This window comes from Acinetobacter sp. 161(2023) (assembly GCF_037027805.1).
GTDB lineage: Bacteria > Pseudomonadota > Gammaproteobacteria > Pseudomonadales > Moraxellaceae > Acinetobacter.
Genome location: NZ_JAZEYD010000013.1, coordinates 82,973 through 105,639 on the forward strand (window position 1 = coordinate 82,973; position 22,667 = coordinate 105,639).

Below are 22,667 nucleotides of genomic sequence, written 5' to 3' on the forward strand. Positions count from 1 at the left end.
ATTGAGAGATTTCAAAGAATCTATTTCAATACTACTTATATCAAGTACACATTACTTTTACTTCAAATGTGACTTAACCTTCTCTTTAACTGCTTCAGTTGAAATACCATATCGATCATGCAAAGTGGGTAATGCCCCTGCATCTAAAAATGCATCTGGCAAACCAATCATGTCAAAACGAGGATGTTGTCCATTTCTTAGAAGTAATGAGCCGACAGCCTCCCCTAACCCACCAATGACTGAATGATTTTCGGCAGTTAAAACAGGTCGGCAACCTTTAGCGACTTCATCCAAAATAGTCTGTTCATCTAGCGGCTTAATAGTAGGCACATGCAGCACCGAAACCTCAATGCCCTCTTTTTCAAGCTCTTCGGCTGCCTCAAGCGCACGCATGGTCAGTAATCCAGTGGAAATGATGAGTAAGTCTTTACCCGGTTTAATCACCTGTGCCTTACCCAACTTAAACTGGTAATTGTATTTATCGAGCACTAATGGAACCTGACCACGCAATAGACGCATATATACAGGGCCATTATGAGCAGCAATTTGTGGAATCGCTTGTTCGATTTCTAAGGCATCACATGGATCAATGACCATCAAATTCGGCATTGCACGAAAAATGGCAATATCATCCGTTGCCTGATGACTTGGACCGTAGCCCGTAGTTAAGCCCGGAAGTGCCGCCACAATTTTGACATTCAGATTATCTTCCGCAATCGCAATACAAATAAAATCGTAGGCACGGCGTGATGCAAATACGGCATAAGTTGTTGCAAAGGGAACAAACCCTTCACGAGCAAGTCCTGCTGCTGCGCTCATCAAAAGTTGTTCTGCCATGCCCATTTGGAAAAACTTGTCTGGGTTTTCTTTAGAAAAAATATGCAGATCAGTATATTTTGATAAATCTGCTGACAAACCTACGATATCGTCACGCTCTTTTGCCAAGGCATTTAGTGCATGTCCAAATGGAGCTGGTTTGGTCGGTTGGCCCTCGGCAGCAATAGAAGCAATCATTGCCGAAGTGGTTAGTTTTTTCTTAGGTGGATTGGCTAACTGGCTCATGGTGTATTCCTTACTGTCCGTAGTGGGTCAAAATATTTAAAGCGTCATCCCATTCATGTTCATCAACACGAATGAAGTGAGTTTTTTCGCGGCTTTCCAAGAACGACACGCCCTTACCCATTTTGGTGTCACAAATAATGACACGTGGGCATGTTCCCTCATGGTTTCGTGCTTGGTCGAATGCCGTAAGTAAAGCTTCCATGTCATTGCCATCTACGCGTTGGGTGTACCAACCAAATGACTGCCAACGGTCTACAATGGGTTCACACGCTAAAATTTCGTATGAGTGCCCATCTGCCTGCTGATTATTCACATCAATAATGGCAATTAGGTTATCTAGTTTCCAATGAGAAGCAGACATCACTGCTTCCCATGTTGAACCTTCATTTAACTCACCATCGGACAGTAAGTTATAGACAAAAGCATCCGACTTTTTCTGTTTCAGTCCTAAACATGCGCCTACTGCTATTCCAAGACCGTGCCCCAATGAACCACCTGTAATTTCCATGCCCGGTGTATATGAAGCCATACCCGACATTGGTAGACGACTGTCATCTGCACCGTAGGTTTCAAGCTCTTCAAGCGGAATAATTTTTGCTTCAATTAAGGCTGCATAGAGTGCAATTGCATAGTGCCCAATAGAAAGATAAAAACGGTCACGGTCTTCCCATTCAGGGTTTTCAGGCTGATATTTCATGGCATGGAAATAAGATACTGCTAGTAGATCTGCTGCACCTAAAGCTTGTCCAACATAGCCTTGGCCTTGTACTTGCCCCATACGTAAAGCATGTTGGCGAATGTGGTAGGCACGTTGTTGCAACTCGGCAATTTGGCCTGCTTTATCAATATTTAACATTGTCATTTACTATTCCTTATTAACGATTAACCAGTTTTGCCGGAACACGCAGAACCAGACTGGCACCGAAAATTAATACTGCTGTGATTAAGAACATGCCGATTGCATTTGAACCTGTGTTAGTAGTGACCCAACCGATTAAATAAGGTGAGCAAAATCCTGCAAGATTGGCAAAGCTATTCACTGCCGCAATACCTGCCGCTGCGGAAACACCACCCAAAAAGTTAGTCGGTAACATCCAGAATAAAGAGGATGCCGTCAGCACACCTGAGGCTGCGATGCAAAGGCAAATTAAAGAGAGCGTTAGATTTGAAGCGAATAAAGTTGCAAATGTGAGTGCTAAAGCGCCTGCACACATCGGGATAATTAAGTGCCAGCGGCGCTCTTGAAAATGGTCCCCGCTACGTCCTGCCAAAATCATAACTACAATCGCGCACATATAAGGAAGACTCGTAAGTAGCCCAATATGCCAATTATCACTAATGCCTGAGTTACGAATGAGAGTAGGCAACCAAAAGGTAATGGCGTATTGGCCCATCACTACACAAAAGTAGATGCCTGCGAGTAACCATAAGCGTTTATCAGCGATGAACTCTTTAACACTAGCATGACCTTCTTTGTGCTGGTTATCTTGAGCAAGCTCTTGCTTCACCAAGTTTTTTTCGTCTTGAGTTAACCAGTTGGCGTCTTGCACTGAATCTTTTAAAACAGCAAGTACCAATAGGCCAACAAACACAGTAGGAATGGCTTCAATGAGGAACATCCACTGCCACCCAAACCAACCATGTACACCGCTCATTCGGTCCATGATTAAGCCTGAAAGCGGTCCACCAATCATTCCCGAAATTGGAATCGCGATAAACCAAAGAACTGTCATCCGTGCACGGCGGTAAGACGGGAACCAATAAGTGAGGTAAAGCAATAAGCCTGGAGCCAAACCAGCTTCAGCAACACCGAGCAGAAAACGTAAAGCATAAAATTGCCATTCAGTTTCAACAAAGGCAAAACAGCCAGACAAAATGCCCCATGTAATCATGATACGGGCAATCCAACGTCTTGCACCTACCTTGTGAAGTACGATGTTACTTGGCACTTCACAAAGAAAATAACCAATAAAGAAAATCCCTGCACCTAACCCATATACAGCTTCACTAAACTGTAAATCGCTCATCATCTGGAGTTTGGCAAAACCAACATTCACTCGATCTAAATAGGCACAAAAATAACAAAGCATTAAAAATGGCATGAGCCGAAATGCAATTTTTCGATAGGCTGATTTACGAACCACCGTATCTACTTCAGATGAAAATACTGTATCCATCATGCGAATCCCTTTACATTTGGCCACAGTATCCTCTTGTGACCATCATTCTATTTTTAGTTTTTAAATGACAAGTGATTAATGAATCAGCATGCCACCATTTACATCGAGTGTTACGCCAGTTAAGTAAGCTGACAGATCACTTGCTAAAAATAATGCTGCATTTGCAACATCTTGTGCTTTACCTAAACGGCAAAGTGGAATACCTGCAAGAATGTCATGACGACGGTCATCATTCATTAAACCGCCAGTAATATCAGTATGGATTAGACCCGGAGTAAGTGAATTTACACGAATTTGGTCGGGACCAAACTCACGAGCCATCGCTTTTGCCAAACCTAAAACACCAGCTTTTGCAGCGCTATAATGTGGCCCGCCAAAAATACCACCACCGCGTTGAGCTGAAACTGAAGATAAGCACACAATGCTTCCACCACCGTTTGCTTTCATCGATGGAATCACGGCTTGCGACATAATGAGTGTTCCGCGCAGGCTGACATCTAAAATACGGTCATAGTCATTGCGCTGAATATCGAGTGTTTTAACTGGCTGAGTAATGCCTGCATTGTTGATTAAAATATCAATCTTGCCGTAGTGCTGTAGTGCTTGTTCAACAGCTGCTTTGACCTGTTCTTCATTTGCAACGTTTGCAGCAAGACCTAAATGTCCTTCACCAAGTGCCTTTGCAGCGTTTTGGCTTTGAGCAAGATCTAAATCAACAATAATGACTTTGGCACCTTGTTGTACAAAGATTTCTGCGGTTGCTCGCCCAATTCCACGTTCTGATGCTGCACCGGTAATTAAGGCCACTTTTCCTTGTAGTAACATGTTCAATCCTCTTTTACGCTTTATTTCCTGAGTTCTGACTTAGAATCTCTTTTTTCACAAAGCCCAGCAATCATCTCGAATTCAACAAGGCATGAAAAAAATTCATGCCTATGCTATTTTTAAATAAGTTTTAGGGAGAAAAACGGATAATTTCATGGATAGTAGTGAAAACAATTTCAACCAGATGCCCTCAATTAAAACATTACAAGCTTTTGAACAAACTGCCCGTTTTGGCAATGTTGCCAAGGCAGCAGAAAATTTAAATCTCACGCCTTCGGCAGTGAGTCACCAAATTGCCAAGCTTGAAGAAATGATTGGGCAGAGTTTATTTATTCGTGGTGCCCGTGGCGTGACGCTTACTCCTTCTGGCGAACGCTATTTTCAAGACGTTACAACCATTTTGCATAACCTGATGTTAGCCACTGAAAAAGCTGCTGATAAAAGCCCGAAAGACAGTTTATATATTCACTCATCCCCAAGTTTTGGTTTGCTCTGGTTACTGCCTCGCCTTGAATCATTTAAAGAAAAATTTCCAATGATTCAGGTTAACTTGTCATGTTCTTATGAAAATTTGCACTTTACCCGCGACAAGATCGACATTGATATCCGTCATGGTTTACCCAACTGGACAGGGGTAGAAATCAGAACGATTCGTAATGAAAAGCTAGAAGTACTCGCGTCCCCCAAACTACTTGAACGTAGTCCAGTAAATAAACCTCAAGATTTATTAAAAAAAGAACTGATTTTATCGCGCTCAACCTTGGTTACTTGGCCCCAATGGTTTGCCCATCAGAGTTTAAGCATTCCTGAATTTCCCTATACTTTGAGTTTTGACCGCTCTTATATGTCACTTGAAGCAGCCACACATGGGCTAGGTTTTGTTTTAGAAAGTAATTTGCTTACTCAAAATTATTTGGACTCTGGAAAGTTGGTTAGAGTTTTTGCAGATGAACTAACAATTCCTATTTCTGCTCATCATTTGGTTTACCCAAGAACCCATCAATTTATTCCTAAAATTGAGCTATTTTTAAACTGGATTTATGATGAGTTGGCAGATTGAGAAAGTGATTTCTTAAATGATCTGAATTTCCTCAATTCTTAAGTGATGCATCATTTCTCGAACAAATACAAAGTAGGTAAAAACATAAAGCTGATCAGGGGCTACTTGGCTTGTGTAGTAGCTCAAACGTTCAATAAAATCATTAAACCCATGCTCAAGCTCAATACGGTTGATTTGCTTTTTAGCACTAAAAAATAACTCACTGAGTTGTGTCATGGCTGCATCAGACGTAACAGCTACACCACTTATCTTTAGATTTCTGAGTGGCTGTGACTCTATGATCTCTTCAATAAAATAAATCATCTTTTCGATAGCAAGCTCATCAATAACGCCATGACGAATACTGTTCGACTCAACGAAATCCAAGCCTTGTTCGAGTTGAATGTTTTGATTATCTATGTCAAATGACAAGCCATTAAGACCAAGCGAAAACTTTAAAACCGAGTCGGAATGAGTCATAAAAATAGCTTACCGTTGATTTTTACTAATAGGATTAGTGCCAGTTTGTTCAATACTTAGAGTTAACAGCGCTAATCATCATTAACACTATATATAATAAAAAACTCTTTAAAAAGACGAAAAATCAATCTTATATTCATCCAATCCTACGATTAAAAAATAGAGTATAAACATGAAAAAATTAGTAATTTTAAGTTTCACCCTTTATAGCTTTGCGCAAATTACAAATGCAGCAACACTAAATATAAAACCCTATGGCACGACTCAAGACGGTCAAAAAGTTGATCTATACACCATGAGCAATAACAAAGGAGTCTCAGTTTCTTTTATTAGCTTTGGTGGTGTAATTACCCAGATTTTAACTCCCGATGCACAAGGTAAACAAAATAATATCGTTTTAGGCTTCGATGACCTAAAAGGCTATGAAGTCACTGATGCCAAGGAAGGCATTCATTTTGGTGGATTAATTGGTCGTTACGCGAATCGTATTGGCAATGCTAAATTTAGCTTGGAAGGCAAAACTTATAACCTCGAAAAAAATAATGGACCTAATTCATTACATAGCGGTAATCCGGGTTTTGATAAACGTGTTTGGCAAGTTAAGCCCCTCGTTTCTAAAGGTGAAACAGTTAAAGCTTCTCTGAAGTTAACCAGCCCAAATGGAGATCAAGGTTTTCCCGGAAAGTTAGATGTAGAGGTGATCTATAGTCTTTCAGATCAAAATGAATTCCAAATTGAATATAAAGCCAAAACTGATCAACCGACAGTCGTCAATCTTACCAACCACAGTTATTTCAACTTGTCAGGTGCTGGCAACAACCCTTATGGTGTGCTCGATCATGTTGTACAACTTAATGCAAACCGTGTATTGGTAACCGATCAAAATTCATTACCCACAGGTGAAATAGCTTCGGTTGCAGGTACGCCTTTTGATTTTCGGACACCTAAAGCAATTGTAAAAGATATTCGAGCGAATCATCAGCAATTGGCCTATGGATATGGCTATGACCAAACTTGGGTACTTAATCAAAAGTCTCAAGGAAAGTTAAATCTTGCAGCTCATGTTTTTGATCCAAAATCTAAACGGACACTGCAAGTCTTAACCACAGAACCAAGCGTTCAAATGTATACAGCCAATCATTTACTAGGAAATGTTGCTGGTGCAAATGGCGTACTCTATCGACAAGCAGATGCGCTAGCACTAGAAACGCAGCATTTTCCAGATAGTCCGAATCAACCGACTTTCCCGTCTACACGATTGAACCCAAATCAAACTTATAACAGTGTTACCGTATTTAAATTTGGTATTGAAAAATAGTATTTTTAATTGGAACTATATTTAGCTTAAAAAGACTCTCAGTTATATTCGGCTGAGAGTCTTTTCATTTATTTAACTTTTGTGTTTGGTAAAAATGCGGTGGCAAACCCAAGTAATGGCAAGAATGAACATAAACCAAATACCCATTCAATGCCGTTAATATCTGCTAAATGCCCTAACCCTGCTGCGGCAATACCACTTACCCCAAACATAAGGCCAAACATTAAACCTGCAATCATACCGACACGGCCCGGAACAGCTTCTTGTGCATAAACGACCATTGCAGCAAAAGCAGACGACAACACCAAACCTGCAATAATTGAAAACACTGTTGTCCAAAATAAGTTTGCATACGGCATCATTAATGCAAACGGCGCCATACCAACAAATGAAACCCAAATAACAGCTTTACGGCCAATTTTGTCACCAATTGGACCACCTGCAAATGTACCTAAAGCAACAGCAGCTAAGAATGCAAATAAATGCAATTGAGCGGTCTGGATACTGATATGGAACTTTTGAATTAAGTAAAAAGTAAAGTAGTTACTAATGCTGGCAATGTAGGTAAATTTAGCGAACATCAACACACTAATCGTGCTCAAAGCAATAATGAGCTTACGGCCATGCAATTTACTCTGTGCTTGGTTTGCACGTGTAGCTACCTGATTTTTAGCATGACCAATCGTCCAGCGGCTTACGCCAAATAAAACCCAAATCGCTAAAAGTGCAAATATCACTAAGCCCGCAACTGCATGCTGCCCAAATGGAACAATCAATAAAGCTGCCAACAATGGGCCAATGGCAGTACCTGTGTTTCCGCCCACCTGAAAAGTCGACTGCGCCGTACCAAAGCGCCCACCCGATGCCATTCGTGCCACCCGCGAAGCTTCAGGGTGAAAAGTTGCAGACCCCACCCCAATAAGTGCAGACGCACACAACAACACTGTAAAGCTTGGTGAAAATGCTAACAAGATAATGCCGCAGAATGTGACCATCATTCCGAGTGGGAGAAGATATGGTTTTGGATGTTTATCGGTATAAAGTCCAATCCAAGGCTGAAGCAGTGAACCTGTAATTTGATATACAAACGAGATCAGGCCAACCTCCGCAAAACTCAGCGAAAAGTTTGCTTTTAGCATTGGATAAATAGCTGGTAGCACTGCCTGAATCAAATCATTCAGTAAATGTGCGACCGCCACGGCGCCTACAATTTTAATAATCATTCCTTGAGGCTGATCATTTGCAACGGTATTGGCAATACCATCTTTCAATTGTATTGAAGACGTCATACCTGAAAAACTCCAATATTTTAAGTAAGGTGCTTATTGTAAATTGTCGCTTATAAAGTTATCTTCCAATAATCATCGTATAAGTGACAATTTTTAGGATAGATTATGTCCGATTCTCTTATTCAGTCTGATTTATCTGAACTTGTGATTGGGCTATCTTCCGAGCATTCTTACCGAGAAATCACGCCGACTCATACGCACACACGTGCGCAGTTTTTGTATGCATCAACAGGAAACATTCAGGTATTTACACCGAATAATGTCTGGATTGTGCCACCCATGTGTGCGTTATGGATTCCTGCTCATGTCGAGCACAGTGTGATTTCACTCAGTCACGTTAAATTAAATACCGCTTTGGTTGAAATAAATGCAGCTGCTTTAATGGGGCAACATTGCTTTATTATTCGGGTAAGCAATCTTTTGCATGAGCTTTTGATTCGTTTAAACGAAATTGAACGAGAGGAATCACCTAATATTACGACCTCTCAAGAGCTTTCGCGTTCTTTGCAAATTCTGATTTTTGAAGAAATTCATCGAGCCAATTTGTTGCCTATCCAGATTCCATGGCCAAAAGACAAACGACTATTAAAAATTTGCCAAGCGTTATTACACGCTCCGAATCAATCAAAAGATTTAACAGATTGGGCAGATGATATTGGTGCGAGTTCGAGAACTTTAATGCGCATGTTCCAAAAAGAAACTGGGCTGTCTTATCGGGCATGGGTCCAGCAAATGCATATTGCACTTGCCTTGAGTAAAATCGCGAATGGTGAATCTATTGCTCAAATTTCCGAGTCACTGGGGTACAACAACCCCAGTGCTTTCAGTGCAATGTTTAAACGACACCTAGGAAAAACACCTCAGCAGTTTAGAAGTGTGGCGATGTCGTTATAAGTCTTTTTTTTTGCAGGTAGGTCATGCTTTTCGAGCAAATCATCGAAATCATGATAGACATGAAGTTCTCGATCTTTACCAGTTCTGGCATGATCTAATCGCTGTTCAGGATCAACCAAAACAAGGGTATGACCATCATCAATTAGACGATCTACCCCTTCTAAGAACATGCGCTTACCCACATCGTGAATCAGTGAAATCTGGGTCAAATCAATCACGATTGTGCTTTGGTCAGTTGTCTCGTCTTGTAAAATACGCAACAACATTTCAGCTTCGGTAAATTTCAATACACCTCGAAGCACATACACACTTAATGACGCATCTTTTCCTGTACGGTAATGGCTTTGTACAATGGTTTGTGCAGAAGGTGTACCTTCCATAAGGTGCAATCCCATGTCACGAGACAACCGCTCTAAAATATCGATACCTCGAATACTATGACCATGCTCATCTAGTCGAGGTGAAAAAGCAGCAATACTGACCTGACCCGGCAGCACACCCAAAATACCGCCAGCTACACCACTTTTAGCAGGAATACCTACAGTTGAAAGCCAGTCACCTGCGGCATCATACATACCACAGCTCATCATGACACTGAGTACTTGTCTAACCACAGATCGGTTCAACAGACGCTTTCCAGTTTTAGGGTCGACCCCACCATTGGCAAGTACACTGCCCATACGTACCAGATCTTTAACTGTAACCATGATTGCACATTGACGAATGTAACCATTCACAATATCGACTGGATCAGTTTCTAAAATTCCTACTGTTCGCAACATATAGCCAATCGAAAGATTACGATAGGCTGTTTTGACTTCCGAATCATAAACAGACTCATCAAAACTTAATTCGCGACCAGCAAGCTCGCTCATGAAACGGCGTAGAATTTCTGCACTATGTAGACCATGTTTGACCTGAATCAATGAATGTACAGTAATTGCGCCAGAGTTGATCATCGGGTTTTTAGGACGACCATCTTTCCCCAATGAAATTTCATTGAAAGCTTCCCCTGAAGGCTCCACCCCTACTTTAGCAAGTACCGCATCAATGCCAAGCTGTTGTAAAACATAAGCATATACAAACGGTTTAGAAATCGACTGGATGGTGAATTCAGTATCATCATCGCCGATCGAATAAATTTCACCATCTACCGTAGACATTGCCAAAGCCAATCGGTCTGGATTTGCATTTGCTAACTCTGGAATATAGTCAGCTAGATGCCCGCTATTATCTACCTCACAGGCTTCTATCACATTTGCCAAATAATCTGGGAGAGGGGTTTTCATGGTCCGTAACCTTAAATGAGGAGATTTGCGCTTTAGAGCAATTTTTCAGCACAATCCGCTGATAATATTAAAATTATAATTTTTGAGTGAAATAAAAATCACGATATAAGTATTGTAATTCCGTTGACTTATTTATTTCAACCTCATTATACGTTTTTCAAAACTTTAAATAGAAAATTAGATTATTCTTTCTACAAATAGAACTCCATTTAAATGATCGACTTCATGTTGAACAATTCGAGCCGGAAAACCGTGAAAAATCGTTTCAACCACTTCACCCTGAAGTGTTGAATATTTAACCTTTACCATTTCTGCACGTTCAACTTGTCCGCGTTCATCTGGCACGCTTAAGCAGCCTTCTTCACCCAAAAGCGTTTCACTCGAAAACTCTAAAATTTCAGGGTTCACCATCACCACAGCTTCCATTTCAGGTGCATTTGGATAGCGTGGATTTGGTCTAGACGCCACAATAATGACGCGTTTAGAAATATAAACTTGCGGTGCAGCAATTCCTACCCCATTACGCTCAAGCATTGTCGCATGCATAGCATCAGCAAGCTGATAAAGCCAATTACTGTTTAACTCATTTGCCGAGACAGGAGCAGCAATCAACGTCAAAATTTCTTCACCACGCTTAGCCACAGGTAAAACTACACTCATCCTTTGAATCTCTCATTTAACTGGCTATGACAAGTTTTATTGTGTCGCTGAACGGCTCAAAAGAAAAGTCATTCCTACATCTGTTTTTGTTTCATCTAATGCGTTTTTTGTTTTAAAGCATTTTGTCTTTTATTCGTTAGGCTTAATCAGGTCCCCATAGAACAAATTTCCTCCATTTACTTTTACTTCACTTTTCCATTAATATCCAAACTTCAATTACAACAACTAAGTAAAAAAATGGATCAGGACTTAACTTTGCAGGATGCGAACTATCTTAATAAAGAAGATAAACGAACCCTTGCCCTTTCTTCACTGGGCGGCGCTTTAGAATTTTACGATTTCGTGATTTATGTGTTTTACGCCAAAATCATTTCCGACCTCTTTTTCCCCAGCACGCTTAGCCCATTTTGGGCCATGCTGAACACTTACGGTATTTTCGCAGCAGGTTACTTTTTTAGGCCATTAGGCGGAGTCGTCATGGCCCATTTTGGTGATTTGGTCGGACGCAAAAAACTATTCTCACTTTCTATTTTGCTGATGGCACTGCCTACCCTATTTATCGGGATATTGCCGACCTTTGAAAATATTGGGTATTTGGCACCGCTACTTTTATTGCTCATGCGTGTGGTGCAAGGTATTGCGATTGGTGGAGAAATTCCAGCCGCGTGGACATTTGTGTCTGAACATGTACCTGAAAGAAAAATTGGTCTGGCGAATGGTTTACTCACTGCCGGACTGTCTTTAGGAATTTTACTAGGCGCGCTGATGTCTTTATGGATTTCACTGAATTTTAGTGAAGGGCAAATCCATGACTGGGCATGGCGTATTCCTTTCATTGCAGGCGGTATTTTTGGTCTAGTCGCACTTTATTTACGAACTTATTTAAAAGAAACACCTGTGTTTAAAGCCATGCAGTCACGTAAAGAAATTTCTAAAGAAATGCCAGTGAAGCAAGTGTTAAAAACACATAAAACAGCCGTAGCGATTGGCATGTTATTTACATGGTTTTTAACAGGCTGTGTGGTGGTGGTGATTTTAGCCATGCCAAATTTATTGATTGGTTCATTTGGTTTTGAACGCGCGCAGACTTTTGAAATGCAAAGCGCAGCCATTGTCATGCAAATGGTCGGTTGTATTTTGGCAGGCTATTTTGCTGACCGTTTTGGTTGTGGCAAAGTCATGATGGTCGGTGCGCTTGCCGTGGCACTCACAGCATCAGTTTTTTATAACAGTTTAGGTCACGCCGCACACTCAACCATTTTTGGTTTATATATGCTGTTGGGCTTATGCTCAGGTACTGTCGGCATGGTGTCGAGCAGTATGGTCAAAATGTTCCCCGCACCTGTTCGCTTCTCAGGCATTTCATTTTCTTATAATTTATCTTATGCAATTGTGGGTGGTTTGACATTGCCTTTAGTCCATTGGCTTAGTCAATATAGTGATATCGGTGCGATGTATTATATTTTTGCGCTCACCATTTTGGCCTTTGTGACTGCATTTGTATTTTGGAATAAGTTTGAGAAATCTAGATATTAAAAATATTAACTCATTAAAAAACCACGCCAGTTGCGTGGTTTTTTATTGCTGTTCACTTTAGAAAGTAAACCCGATATTAAAGTTAATGCGGTATAGCCATTTATCACTGTTTGGCGAAGTGGCCGAGGTATAACCTGTTGAGTTGGTCGAGCCACCAATAATGTTGGAGTTTTTACCCCACGTATAATCTGCCCAAACCATAAAGGGTGAAGCAATAAACATCATACCTGTGGTGTTCATTTGCGAATCGGACCAATCATCACGTTTTTTATCGAGATAACTATAGTCATTATAAAACTTAATGGATTTTAGCTTACCCATATTGGTGACAGGCAAAGTATAGGCAAGGTTTAAACTGGCAATCGTACCTTCTGAAGCAATGAAATAAGCAGGCGTAAGGCCATTTGCCCCCATTAAAGTCATATCACTATTTACACCATATGGATTTTTAGCATCATATTGATAGTGAATAACCGAGCTTTGTAAATTAAAGCGTTTGTAGTTGTTTTCAGTATGCAAACCGACTGCATAATATTTGCCGTCTTTATCGGTAATATCATTATGTAGCTGAGCAATTGCACCCGATACACCGAACTCTTGCTTACCAAAATCAGTTTCTAACTTTCGAACAATGCGGGTATTTACCTGATTGCGCTTTTCATTTTGATAGGCTTTTTGAGATGGAAACGCGTTTCCTGCCAAGTCATCATAAGTTGCACTTTCAGGTGAATAACGCAAGTTCGTCTCTAACATTTGCGGGTAATAACCGAGTTTTAAATCCCAATCTTTGTCGTGATAATTCCAGTTAATCCCCGGTGCAATATTGTTGCCATAACCTAAAAAGAATGGAATGTGATAGGTCCAGCCATTTTGTGGATAAGGATAAATCGTGAAAGGCTTATAAACCAGACCTGCTTCAATACTGTTATTGGCATCTAAGTTATAGCCGACATATGCTTTTTCAATGGACGTTTTCTGTTGGTCTTGAAACATATAACTGGCGTTGATGTAGGCATCATCAAACTTACCTTTTAGGTCTACCCTGAAAATATCAAAATGGAGCTTACCAAAACCACGGTTAGGCCCTTCCCAATCTTCATAGCGTTGGTTTAACCGAACCACCCCACCTAACTTTAATGAGTCGGTGCCATCATCACTTTTCCATTCAAGCAATGAATCTTTTGCAAATGCATTGACGCTTACCCCCAGCGTAAGCGGTGCAATGAATGCCATGATCAATGAAGTCTTTTTCATCTCTACATCCTTGATTGAGTTCCAGCGTCCTGCTGGAACTTTATTTGTTTTACCTGTAAAACTTAGTTTTTATTGTTTTTTAGACAAAAAATTTTATCTAAAAAAAGGATGGCTTAGCAGCTCCCATCGCATATGTACTAAACCATCCAAACTGGTTAATACAGTTTCTTTTGCGGTGGGCCCGCGAAGTTTAATGGTCCAATCGAGTTCATATCGAGCTCGATCACAGTTGGTCCTTCAAAAGCGACAGCCTCTTGAATAACCGTTTTAAATTCATCTGCACTACCGACTTTCCAGCTCTTCACACCCATTGATTCGCCAAGAAGTTTGTAGTCTGGTGTATGCAATTCATTGAAATACTGACGACCACCAAAGTAGTTATTTTGAATGCCACGCATTACGCCATAACCACCGTCATTCATAATCATTAAGACCATGTTGGTGTTTTCTTGCACCATAGTTGCAATCTCGCCAATGCCAAGCATTAAGCCACCATCGCCGACTAAACCAATTACTTTTTTGTCAGGGTTAGCAACCGAAGCACCAATTGCTGTTGCAAGGCCTAAACCAATCGCACCCGCGAGTGAGTGAATGTTTTGGTTTGGTGCTTGTACAGGGAATAAACGGCTGCCCCATGTGCTACCCGACATGGTGATGTCACGTACAAAAATGCCATCTTGCGGTAAGGCTGCACGCAAGTGATCACAAATTAAAGCGTATTGATCGATTTGTTTGCGCAGTGCATCAATGGCAGCCTGTTTAGCAGCTACTACAGCAGCATCGTAATCAGCATCAACTTTTGAAGTTCCTTGAAGCTGTTCTAACACACGTGTTAAGACATCTTTGGCATCGCCACAAATGAAGTTTCGGATTTTGTAATTACGTTGCTGAGCCATTGGGTTTGCATCCACCTGAATAATATTTTCAGGGAACTCAACCGAATAGGTTTTAGTTTCATTACTACGTAAACGTGAACCCATCACAACCATTAAGTCAGCATCTTTTAGTAACTGCTCAACATCTGCCGAGTTATGGAAAGCACCTAAGCTACGTGGATGATCATCTGCCAACACACCACGAGCATGTGTAGACGACACCACTGGAATACCTAAATCTGCAACTGCTTTAACTTCGGCAACGCTATTTAAAGTTCCACCGCCAATCCAGAAAATCGGGCGTTTTGCTTTTTTGATTTCACTCACAAGAAAATCAATTTCAGCTTGCTCTGCCTGTGGCAACTCAAGTGCTTTCACTGGCCCAAGATTAAGTGGCAAATCAATTTCTGCGGCTTGTACATCAATTGGCAATTCAACACTTACTGGTCCCATTGGAACAGTGGTTGCTACACGAATGGCTTCACGAATCACGCCAACAGCATTGTCTGGACTGGTAATACGAAATGCTGCTTTGCTTGATGCACGTAAAAACGTAAGTTGGTCTTTGGTTTCATGAATGAAGCTTGCATCACGGTCGAGATATTCACGCTCAACTTGACCCGTTAAATGCAATACAGGACTTGCTGCATTCATTGCTTCAATCAGTGAACCCACCGCATTACCAGCCCCAGCACCCGTACTGGTCAGTGCTACACCTAAGCCTTTAAAGCGTGAATGTGCATCTGCCATGGTGACCGCACCCGCTTCACCACGAGCAGCAACAAAACGCATTTTTTCACGGCGACCTACCGCATCGGCAATAGGTAAATTGTGGATGGAAATAACACCATAAATACTATCAACTTGGTGCGCTTCTAAAACTCTTGCGATTGCTTCGCCTACATTTACACGTTCAGTCATGTCTGTTCCTCAAAATTTGTTTTCAGTCCTTGAATCTATTAATCGCACCAAGGGTTAGGCTGTTCATTCAGCCCCATATAAATACTCTTTTGTTGCATGTACGATAAAATGCCCAAACGGCCTTTTTCGCGCCCAATCCCACTGTCTTTAAAGCCACCAAACGGCGCACTAATCGAGAACTTTTTGTAGGTATTAATCCACACTGTTCCCACTTCTAACACACGTGCAATCCGCCAAGCTTTACGGTAGCTTTCAGTCCAGATGCCAGCTGCAAGACCAAAACAACTATCATTGGCTTGGGCAATCAAATCTTGCTCGTTGTCATATTTCATGACGACTAAAACAGGGCCAAAAATTTCTTCCTGACAGGTTTGGGCACTATTACTTAAACCCGTAATAATAGTGGGTAAGTAATAACTGCCTTTGGCATAGTCACCAGTTGTTAATGCTTCGCCACCAACCAAAACTTGACCACCTTCGCTTTTAGCAAGCTGCACATAGCGATCAACCGACTGCAAATGTTTTTCATTTACGAGTGGCCCTAAATGCACACCAGCCTGTTCCGGATGGCCCACACGTAGGCCTTTGGTAATTTCAACCAAACGCGTTAAAAACTGATCGTAAAGACTACTATGAATAAACAAGCGAGAACCTGCGATACACGCTTGGCCTGCCGAGCTAAAAATTCCGTACGCGACACCTTTAGCAGCCAGTTCGACATCTGCATCTGGCAAAACGATGGTTGGTGATTTACCACCTAACTCAAGCGAAGTGGTAATAAGTTTGTCCGCAGCAATATGCGCCAAATGACGGCCCGTGGTCGTTCCCCCTGTAAAAGAGATTTTACGAACCAACGGATGTTGAGCAATTGCATCACCAATCACAGAACCACGGCCAACTAACACACTGAGTAAGCCTTTTGGTAAACCTGCTTCTTCAAAAATTTTGGCAAGTTCTAAAGCAATCAGTGAGGTTGCTTCTGCTGGTTTTAACACAACAGCATTTCCAGCTGCTAAAGCTGGAGCAAGCTTTTGAACTTCACTCGCAATTGGAGAGTTCCAAGGTGTGATTGCTGCTACCACGCCTACAGGTTCATGCACGCTCATGGTCATAAAATCTGGAGCACGTTGAGTGGTTAACTCATCATTCAGCGTTTCACATGCCGCTGCAACATAACGCGCAGTCGCCGCAGCACTCATCACCAAACCACGTGTTTCAGTTAAAGGCTTACCATTATCGCGTGTTTGTAGTTTTGCCAATTCATCGACACGCGCTTCAATAATGTCTGCAACTTTGTAGAGAATACGTGCGCGCTCATGCGGCAAACTGTTTCTCCAGCTTGGTTGACGCCAAGCCTGATCAGCTTTTTCAATTGCTTCATTCACATCGTCAAGCGTTGCAGTCGAAATTTCGGCATTGACAGACTGATCTGCCGGAAACAGGCTTTGGATGACCGCACCGCGGCCCAAACGCCATTCACCTGCAATATAAATTTCCTTTGCCATGATCAAATCCCTCTTAAATCTGTATTGCTTCTACACTATTGCGACAAGCACGAATCACGCTAAGCGCAGCCAAAGTTGATGTTTTTGGGTTACTGGCTAACGGCACACCAACCAGTTCAATGGTCATTTGTCCAAAGCCACCTTCTGCCACAATGGTGTGTTTGTTTTTGTTGATTGTTGGATCAACGGTTAACTCGACCATGGTTTCATCCATTCCAAGCCCAGCAAGTGCAATCGTTGCAGCGACGTTGGCGTTTGCTGGAAACTTAATTGCAGCTTCACGAGCAGTTCCTGTGAAAAAAACCGTAGGTTCAGATACATGGTCTAAATCGACCAATTGCTCTGCATAACTCCCTTTCCAGCTTTTTGGACTTTTACAGCCTTTGTAAGTGACTTTTTGCAAGCCACCTTCTTTGGCTGCTGAAATACCGTCAATGCCAGCAATGGCACCTGCGAGTAAATGCAGATGGGCATTATTTTCTTCAGCTGTGTGTTTGAGCTGAATTAGAAAATCACTATCAGCCAAAGTTCCAACCGAAATCAGGCCTATGGTCCAGCCTTTCGCTAAAACCTTTTGAGCATGTTCTTTCACTGCTGCTTGACCTGCCACCTCAATGACATAGTCTGGCGCACCATCACATTGCTCAATATCTGAAATCACCTGAATCTCTGAAGACACTTGTGACTGCACTTTTTCAACGCTACGAGACGGCACGACAATCCATTTCAGTTGCAAATCTTGAGGCAAGTGTGCATGCACTTCTGCTGCCATTGCGCCGAAACCAATCATCATCAACTTTTTCATGACAGCACCTGATATTTATAAATGTTTATTAAAACCACCTGAGACATCGAGTGCTGCACCTGTGGTGTACGATGCCAATGGAGATGCCAAGAAAACTAAAGCACGGGCCGGTTCTTCAGGACGGCCTAAACGCTGCATTGGAATGCCTCGGTTTTTAGCAATATTGCCTGTCCATTCTTCCCATGACTGGTTTAAGTCTGAGCGAGTTTCATAACGGCGCTTCCACTGCGCGGATTCGACCATTCCAAGTAAAATCGAGTTCACGCGAACACCATATTGAGTAAACTCATGCGCCAAAGAATGGGTTAAATTCAACAATGCAGCGCGTGCAGATGAAGTCGCAATCATGTGCGGTTCCGGTTGCAATGCCAGTAACGAGTTCACATTGGTAATTGAGGCATTTGCTGACTGTTTTAAGTCGTCAAGAAAAGCCCGTACCGGATGTAAAACACTGAAATATTTCAGCTCGATTTCTTTCATCCAGTCTTCATCTTGTGTATTTTCAAAATTTGAAACACGGCCTTGCCCAGCATTGTTAATGAGCATATCAACATTGCCCAAATTGAGTTTGACGTCTTTAGCAAACTGCTGAACTTCTTCTTTTTTCAATACATTGCATGCTTTGGTAAAAATGTTGGCATGCGGATATTTTTCTAAAATATAGTGCTTAGAAGTATTTAAACGTTCTTCATCGCGACCACACCAAGCTACTTTTGCACCCTCTGCAACCAGTATTTCAACAGCAGCCAGCCCGATCCCAGATGAGCCACCGGTAACAACTGCAACTTTTCCTTCAACTTGGAAGCTCATAATCCTTAATCTCTCTTACGATTGTTCCTGAATCGTCAACATAATTTGGTTAAATGCTTGCGGTTGGTCGACATAACTTAAATGTCCTGCATCTTCTATGACGAAGCGCTGTTCCAACTGCAATTCCTGAGCAAGCTCTTGTATACCTAACGCAGGAGTGATTTGATCTTGCTGCCCTACAATGACTGTGCATGGGACTTTTAAATTAGTTAAGTAATTACGTATTTCGTCATATGCGAGTAAGTACGATGCATGTGTGAAACCCTGTAGGGTCAACTGTTGCATCACCTCTGAAACTAACGCTAAGGCTTGTGGCTCTTGTTTATAAATCAAATGAGGTCCACGGCTTTCGGCCATGCCTTTAGCACCTAACTCTTTCAACATTTTTGGTCTTTTTTCAAAAACCTGAATTTGTGTCTGTTCATCGTGGTGTTGGTAGCCTTGAGCTAAATTAGCGACAACCAAGTGTTCCACTCGCTCTGGGTAAAGTGCAGCAAATGCACTCGCCTGTAAGGCACCTAATGAGTGTCCGACCACAATTGCTTTTTCAATTTTTAAAACATCAAACAACGCAGCCAAACGCTTTGCATAGTCGGTAGCATTGGGTTGATCAGTTAAAAGTTCATCTGATTTGCCATAGCCCGGTGCATCCCAGGCAATGACATGAAAATGATGAGACAACACTTCAAGTTGGTTTACCCATGAAGCAGAACCTGAACTAATGCCGTGCAACAGCACAAGGTACTCACCCTGACCGGCTTCCCGATAGGCTTGCTGCTGGCCTTGAACAGTGACGGTTTTCACCGGAAATTCTGCTAACTTTTCAATGAGTGTCATCATTTTCAATTCTTTCCTTTATTCACTTCATCAAACAATTAACGTTTGATTTGAGACAATGGATGCTCTGGTGGATAGTTTGGAATGGTTGGTTTACCTGTTCCCAACATCACACACATCAAGGCATCTTCTTGACCTGGGTTAAACAGACCACGGTAGATTCCCGGTGGAATTGAAATCAGGTCGCGCTCTTTTAAACGGGTCTCAAATTTTTCGCCGTTGTGCTCAATGAACAAATCAATTTCGCCGCGGAGCATAAAGAAAACTTCTTCAACATCGTGGTGAATGTGCAAAGGACCTTCACACTGTGGTGGCAACACCATGGTCGAAAACGTGAAGTTTTCTGCTGGAACGGTGTTGCCGTCATTTGCAACGCCTGTTGCACCCGTACCCATGTAACGCATTTGTGCACGGCGATATTTCGGGTCGTAATCGGCTTGGAACTTCAAAGCCTCAAAGTCATATTTACGTGTCTCAAAGCGAGCAATACGCGTGTTTAACCAATCCTCTAAAGAAGCATTTTCTGGTTGTACCCACGATTCGAATTGTTGTGTAGTCATTTTTTAAACTCCTATACAGTGAATTAATAACGTTTTAAAAGAGGAACCAAGAACAACGACCCAATGACAGCGACAGCAGCCAAGAAGGTAATTCCTAAATTAAAACTATGTGTTTGCATCACGATGTAACCGATAAGAACAGGCGCAATTGCACTTGCAAAATTACCTAAACCGTTAAATATTCCGCCCGCAGTCGCCCCTACATTTGAGGTGGTTACTTTTGCAAGAAGGGCAAATACGGCAGCTACTCCAAAACCCCACGCCATCGCGCTTAAAGACATGGCTGCAATAATCAATAATGGCTGGGTCATAAGAACCATCACATACATGAAGATGCCCGCGAGTAATAAACCGCTAAATACTTGAATGGCGCGGCGGCCTAGCTTGTCAGATAAGAACGCACCGATGATTTCGCCAATTAACATTGCAATGAATGGAAAGCTTGAATACATTCCAAACTCTTTGAGATTGAATCCTTTGTCTTGCATAAGATAAGAAGGAACCCAACTGTTTAAGCCCCACAAATAAGTCATCAATGCAATGTTAAAGAGACAAACCAACCAGAATGCGTTGTTGCTTAAGAGCAATTTAGTATTGGTAATATGGCCTTTGAAATTGGTACGTTTACTCTCACCATCAATTTCAACAGTTTTCTTGAGCTGCAAGTTACGCAAGCCAAAAACAATGCTGAAAATAGCGATTAGTGTTAATCCGGCCATCACAAAAAAAGTGGTATGCCAGTCATGGTGCGCCAAAACATTTGCCGTGATTGGGAACCCGAGGAATGCGCCAATCGGCGTTCCAAGTAAAAACATGGTTGAAGCACGTGCTTGCTGACGATCTGTGTAAGTCTGCTTCACAATGGCATAGGCCAAGGCAAATAACGGACCTTCTGCCAAACCAAGTAGCACACGTAAAATCAACATGCCTGAGTAACTGGTGGTAAAGCCCATGCAGAACATGAGTAAACCCCAAGAGGTCACGCTCCAGAACAGCATTTTCTTTGGGTTAAAAATGTCACCCAAAAAGCTTAGAAAGACTGATGAAAAACCATAGGAAAGCAAGAAACTTGTCATGAGCCATCCAAGCTTGGCCTTATCTTCAGCAATTCCCATTGCACTTTGAAAATGAGGATCTGAAAATAAAACCGCAATACTAATCTTGTCGAAAAACGCCAGTACCACACACACCATAAGGACAAAAGCAGGTACCCAATGCTTCAATCCACTTTTTTCTTCATTACTCATGTGTCATTCCTTCGATTTGGTAATGAGAACCAGATTTAATGTTTACGGTTTTAACTTCATGACATTAAATTCAGCATCTGCTAATAGTTTTGGATCTAAAACGGTGTTGGCTTGCATCCAACGTTTTGCCAGTTTGACTAGCTTCGAGTCATTAATGGCAATCATATTCAGCAAACGATTTTCATGGTCCAGATATAAATAACTCACCTGATCTTCACCACCCTGGCGAATCACTAACTCTTTGGTTTTTTCAGGCTGATACGTTCCTAAAATCTGAATATTGAAGTGATATTGATCAGACCAGAGCCATGGAATATCGGTATATTCAGTTTCAATTCCAAGCATCGACTTCGCTGTGGCAATTGCCTGATTTTGTGCATTTGCCCAAGACTGAATGCAATAACCCAAACTCGGATGAATTGCGACATCACCTGCGGCATAAATGTTTTGATCTGAAGTTTGCCCAAAACAATTCACCACAATGCCATCTTTCACATCGAGGCCAGCATGAACACCTAACTCTTTGGCAATTTCAGCGCCTGCACCTACCACAACGCAGTCAAATAACTGACTATTTTGTGGATGGTTTACTACTTCAACTTTTTTATCTGGTGCTTCAATTAAATGAAGGCTCTTGCTGTCTAAGTGAATTTGTGTACCTTGAGTTTCATGCATATTTTTTAAAAATGCAGACACTTCTGGACTCACACTTCTTGCACATAAACGGTCGCCATATTCAAAAATATGAACTTCTTTACCTTGCTTACGTGCAGTTGCAGCAATTTCAAGACCAATCCATCCGCCGCCGATCACAGCAACATTCTTTGCATTCTTTAAAATTTTAGCCAAGCGTTCACAGTCATAGACATTACGTAAGGTCACAACATTTGGAATGAACTGCCATGTATTCACTGGCACACGTGCACGACTTCCAGTTGCAATCAGTAATTTGTCATAGGGCAAAACCTGACCACTTTCGAGATGAACCTGTTTTTGCTCACGGTCGACTTTTGTCGCAATTTCCGGCTTGTGCCAGTGAATATTGAATTCTTGAACTTGCTCAGGAGAAAACAGATTCAAACTTTCATAAGTTGCTTCTTTTGAAAGTACTTGCTTAGACAGTGGCGGACGCTCATAAAACACTTGATTCTCATTTGAAACCACGTGAATTTCGCCGACATAACCATTTTGACGTAAGGTACTTACTGCCCAACCTGCTGCCTGTCCGGCACCTACAATTACGATCTTTTCCATAGCCATCTTCCTTGTTCAGCAATACCT

General features: G+C 41.7%; 21 protein-coding genes. 4 read left to right on the forward strand and 17 right to left on the reverse strand.

Going from position 1 to position 22,667, the window contains the following annotated elements:
- Positions 1–57: 57 nt before the first annotated feature.
- The 4 genes from WA249_RS13655 to WA249_RS13670 all read right to left on the reverse strand — a co-directional run bounded on the left by WA249_RS13655 (position 58) and on the right by WA249_RS13670 (position 4,067).
- Positions 58–1,062: a transketolase family protein gene (locus WA249_RS13655; protein WP_336169447.1), complete on the reverse strand. Its 1,005-nt coding sequence runs from the start codon at positions 1,060–1,062 to the stop codon at positions 58–60.
- Positions 1,063–1,072: 10 nt separating this feature from the next.
- Positions 1,073–1,918 (reverse strand): transketolase, encoded by an 846-nt coding sequence (locus WA249_RS13660; protein WP_336169547.1) that lies wholly within the window; start codon positions 1,916–1,918, stop codon positions 1,073–1,075.
- A gap of 19 nt (positions 1,919–1,937) precedes the next feature.
- Entirely contained in the window at positions 1,938–3,239 is a 1,302-nt protein-coding gene (locus tag WA249_RS13665) for an MFS transporter (RefSeq protein ID WP_336169549.1), read from the reverse strand.
- A gap of 78 nt (positions 3,240–3,317) precedes the next feature.
- On the reverse strand, positions 3,318–4,067 hold the full coding sequence (locus tag WA249_RS13670) for an SDR family NAD(P)-dependent oxidoreductase (protein WP_336169448.1): 750 nt from the start codon (positions 4,065–4,067) through the stop codon (positions 3,318–3,320).
- A 184-nt stretch (positions 4,068–4,251) separates the two neighbouring features.
- On the opposite strand from WA249_RS13670, the gene WA249_RS13675 reads away from it, so the two are divergent.
- Positions 4,252–5,127, forward strand: a complete 876-nt coding sequence (locus WA249_RS13675) for a LysR substrate-binding domain-containing protein (RefSeq protein WP_336169551.1) — start codon at positions 4,252–4,254, stop codon at positions 5,125–5,127.
- Between the two features lie 12 nt (positions 5,128–5,139).
- Here the strand turns inward: WA249_RS13675 and WA249_RS13680 are convergent, their stop codons facing one another.
- Complete coding sequence (locus tag WA249_RS13680; protein WP_336169450.1) at positions 5,140–5,586, reverse strand: hypothetical protein; 447 nt, start codon at positions 5,584–5,586, stop codon at positions 5,140–5,142.
- A gap of 172 nt (positions 5,587–5,758) precedes the next feature.
- On the opposite strand from WA249_RS13680, the gene WA249_RS13685 reads away from it, so the two are divergent.
- Positions 5,759–6,904 (forward strand): aldose epimerase family protein, encoded by a 1,146-nt coding sequence (locus tag WA249_RS13685; protein ID WP_336169452.1) that lies wholly within the window; start codon positions 5,759–5,761, stop codon positions 6,902–6,904.
- 68 nt (positions 6,905–6,972) lie between these two features.
- On the opposite strand, the gene WA249_RS13690 is transcribed toward WA249_RS13685, so the two are convergent.
- A complete protein-coding gene (locus tag WA249_RS13690) occupies positions 6,973–8,193 on the reverse strand; it encodes an MFS transporter (RefSeq protein WP_336169454.1) in 1,221 nt (406 codons plus the stop codon).
- A 105-nt stretch (positions 8,194–8,298) separates the two neighbouring features.
- Between WA249_RS13690 and WA249_RS13695 the strand changes: the two genes are divergently transcribed.
- Positions 8,299–9,087, forward strand: coding sequence for an AraC family transcriptional regulator (locus tag WA249_RS13695; RefSeq protein ID WP_336169456.1), 789 nt, complete (start codon positions 8,299–8,301; stop codon positions 9,085–9,087).
- On the opposite strand, the gene WA249_RS13700 is transcribed toward WA249_RS13695, so the two are convergent.
- Together WA249_RS13700 and def are read right to left on the reverse strand one after the other, a co-directional pair.
- Positions 9,054–10,376: a glutaminase gene (locus tag WA249_RS13700; protein WP_336169458.1), complete on the reverse strand. Its 1,323-nt coding sequence runs from the start codon at positions 10,374–10,376 to the stop codon at positions 9,054–9,056. The two genes, WA249_RS13695 and WA249_RS13700, sit on opposite strands and share 34 nt — an antisense overlap.
- Before the next feature lie 177 nt (positions 10,377–10,553).
- Positions 10,554–11,036, reverse strand: coding sequence for a peptide deformylase (gene def, locus WA249_RS13705; protein WP_336169460.1), 483 nt, complete (start codon positions 11,034–11,036; stop codon positions 10,554–10,556).
- 237 nt (positions 11,037–11,273) lie between these two features.
- Here def and WA249_RS13710 point away from each other — a divergent pair, with 237 nt between their 5' ends.
- Positions 11,274–12,572: an MFS transporter gene (locus WA249_RS13710; RefSeq protein WP_336169462.1), complete on the forward strand. Its 1,299-nt coding sequence runs from the start codon at positions 11,274–11,276 to the stop codon at positions 12,570–12,572.
- 57 nt (positions 12,573–12,629) lie between these two features.
- Here the strand turns inward: WA249_RS13710 and WA249_RS13715 are convergent, their stop codons facing one another.
- The 9 genes from WA249_RS13715 to WA249_RS13755 form a co-directional block, all read right to left on the reverse strand.
- Positions 12,630–13,826, reverse strand: coding sequence for a hypothetical protein (locus WA249_RS13715; RefSeq protein ID WP_336169463.1), 1,197 nt, complete (start codon positions 13,824–13,826; stop codon positions 12,630–12,632).
- 155 nt (positions 13,827–13,981) lie between these two features.
- Positions 13,982–15,622 carry a thiamine pyrophosphate-binding protein gene (locus WA249_RS13720; protein ID WP_336169465.1) on the reverse strand — a complete coding sequence of 547 codons (1,641 nt, stop codon included), beginning with the start codon at positions 15,620–15,622 and terminating at the stop codon, positions 13,982–13,984.
- Positions 15,623–15,660: 38 nt separating this feature from the next.
- A complete protein-coding gene (locus tag WA249_RS13725; RefSeq protein WP_336169467.1) occupies positions 15,661–17,127 on the reverse strand; it encodes an aldehyde dehydrogenase in 1,467 nt (488 codons plus the stop codon).
- A 13-nt stretch (positions 17,128–17,140) separates the two neighbouring features.
- On the reverse strand, positions 17,141–17,932 hold the full coding sequence (locus WA249_RS13730) for an aspartate dehydrogenase (RefSeq protein ID WP_336169469.1): 792 nt from the start codon (positions 17,930–17,932) through the stop codon (positions 17,141–17,143).
- A 15-nt stretch (positions 17,933–17,947) separates the two neighbouring features.
- Complete coding sequence (locus WA249_RS13735) at positions 17,948–18,742, reverse strand: SDR family oxidoreductase (protein ID WP_336169471.1); 795 nt, start codon at positions 18,740–18,742, stop codon at positions 17,948–17,950.
- A gap of 15 nt (positions 18,743–18,757) precedes the next feature.
- Positions 18,758–19,582: an alpha/beta fold hydrolase gene (locus WA249_RS13740; protein ID WP_336169473.1), complete on the reverse strand. Its 825-nt coding sequence runs from the start codon at positions 19,580–19,582 to the stop codon at positions 18,758–18,760.
- 35 nt (positions 19,583–19,617) lie between these two features.
- Positions 19,618–20,139, reverse strand: coding sequence for a cupin domain-containing protein (locus WA249_RS13745; protein ID WP_336169476.1), 522 nt, complete (start codon positions 20,137–20,139; stop codon positions 19,618–19,620).
- A 23-nt stretch (positions 20,140–20,162) separates the two neighbouring features.
- Positions 20,163–21,386 (reverse strand): MFS transporter, encoded by a 1,224-nt coding sequence (locus WA249_RS13750; RefSeq protein ID WP_336169478.1) that lies wholly within the window; start codon positions 21,384–21,386, stop codon positions 20,163–20,165.
- Positions 21,387–21,428: 42 nt separating this feature from the next.
- On the reverse strand, positions 21,429–22,640 hold the full coding sequence (locus WA249_RS13755; RefSeq protein WP_336169480.1) for an NAD(P)/FAD-dependent oxidoreductase: 1,212 nt from the start codon (positions 22,638–22,640) through the stop codon (positions 21,429–21,431).
- Positions 22,641–22,667: the final 27 nt, after the last annotated feature.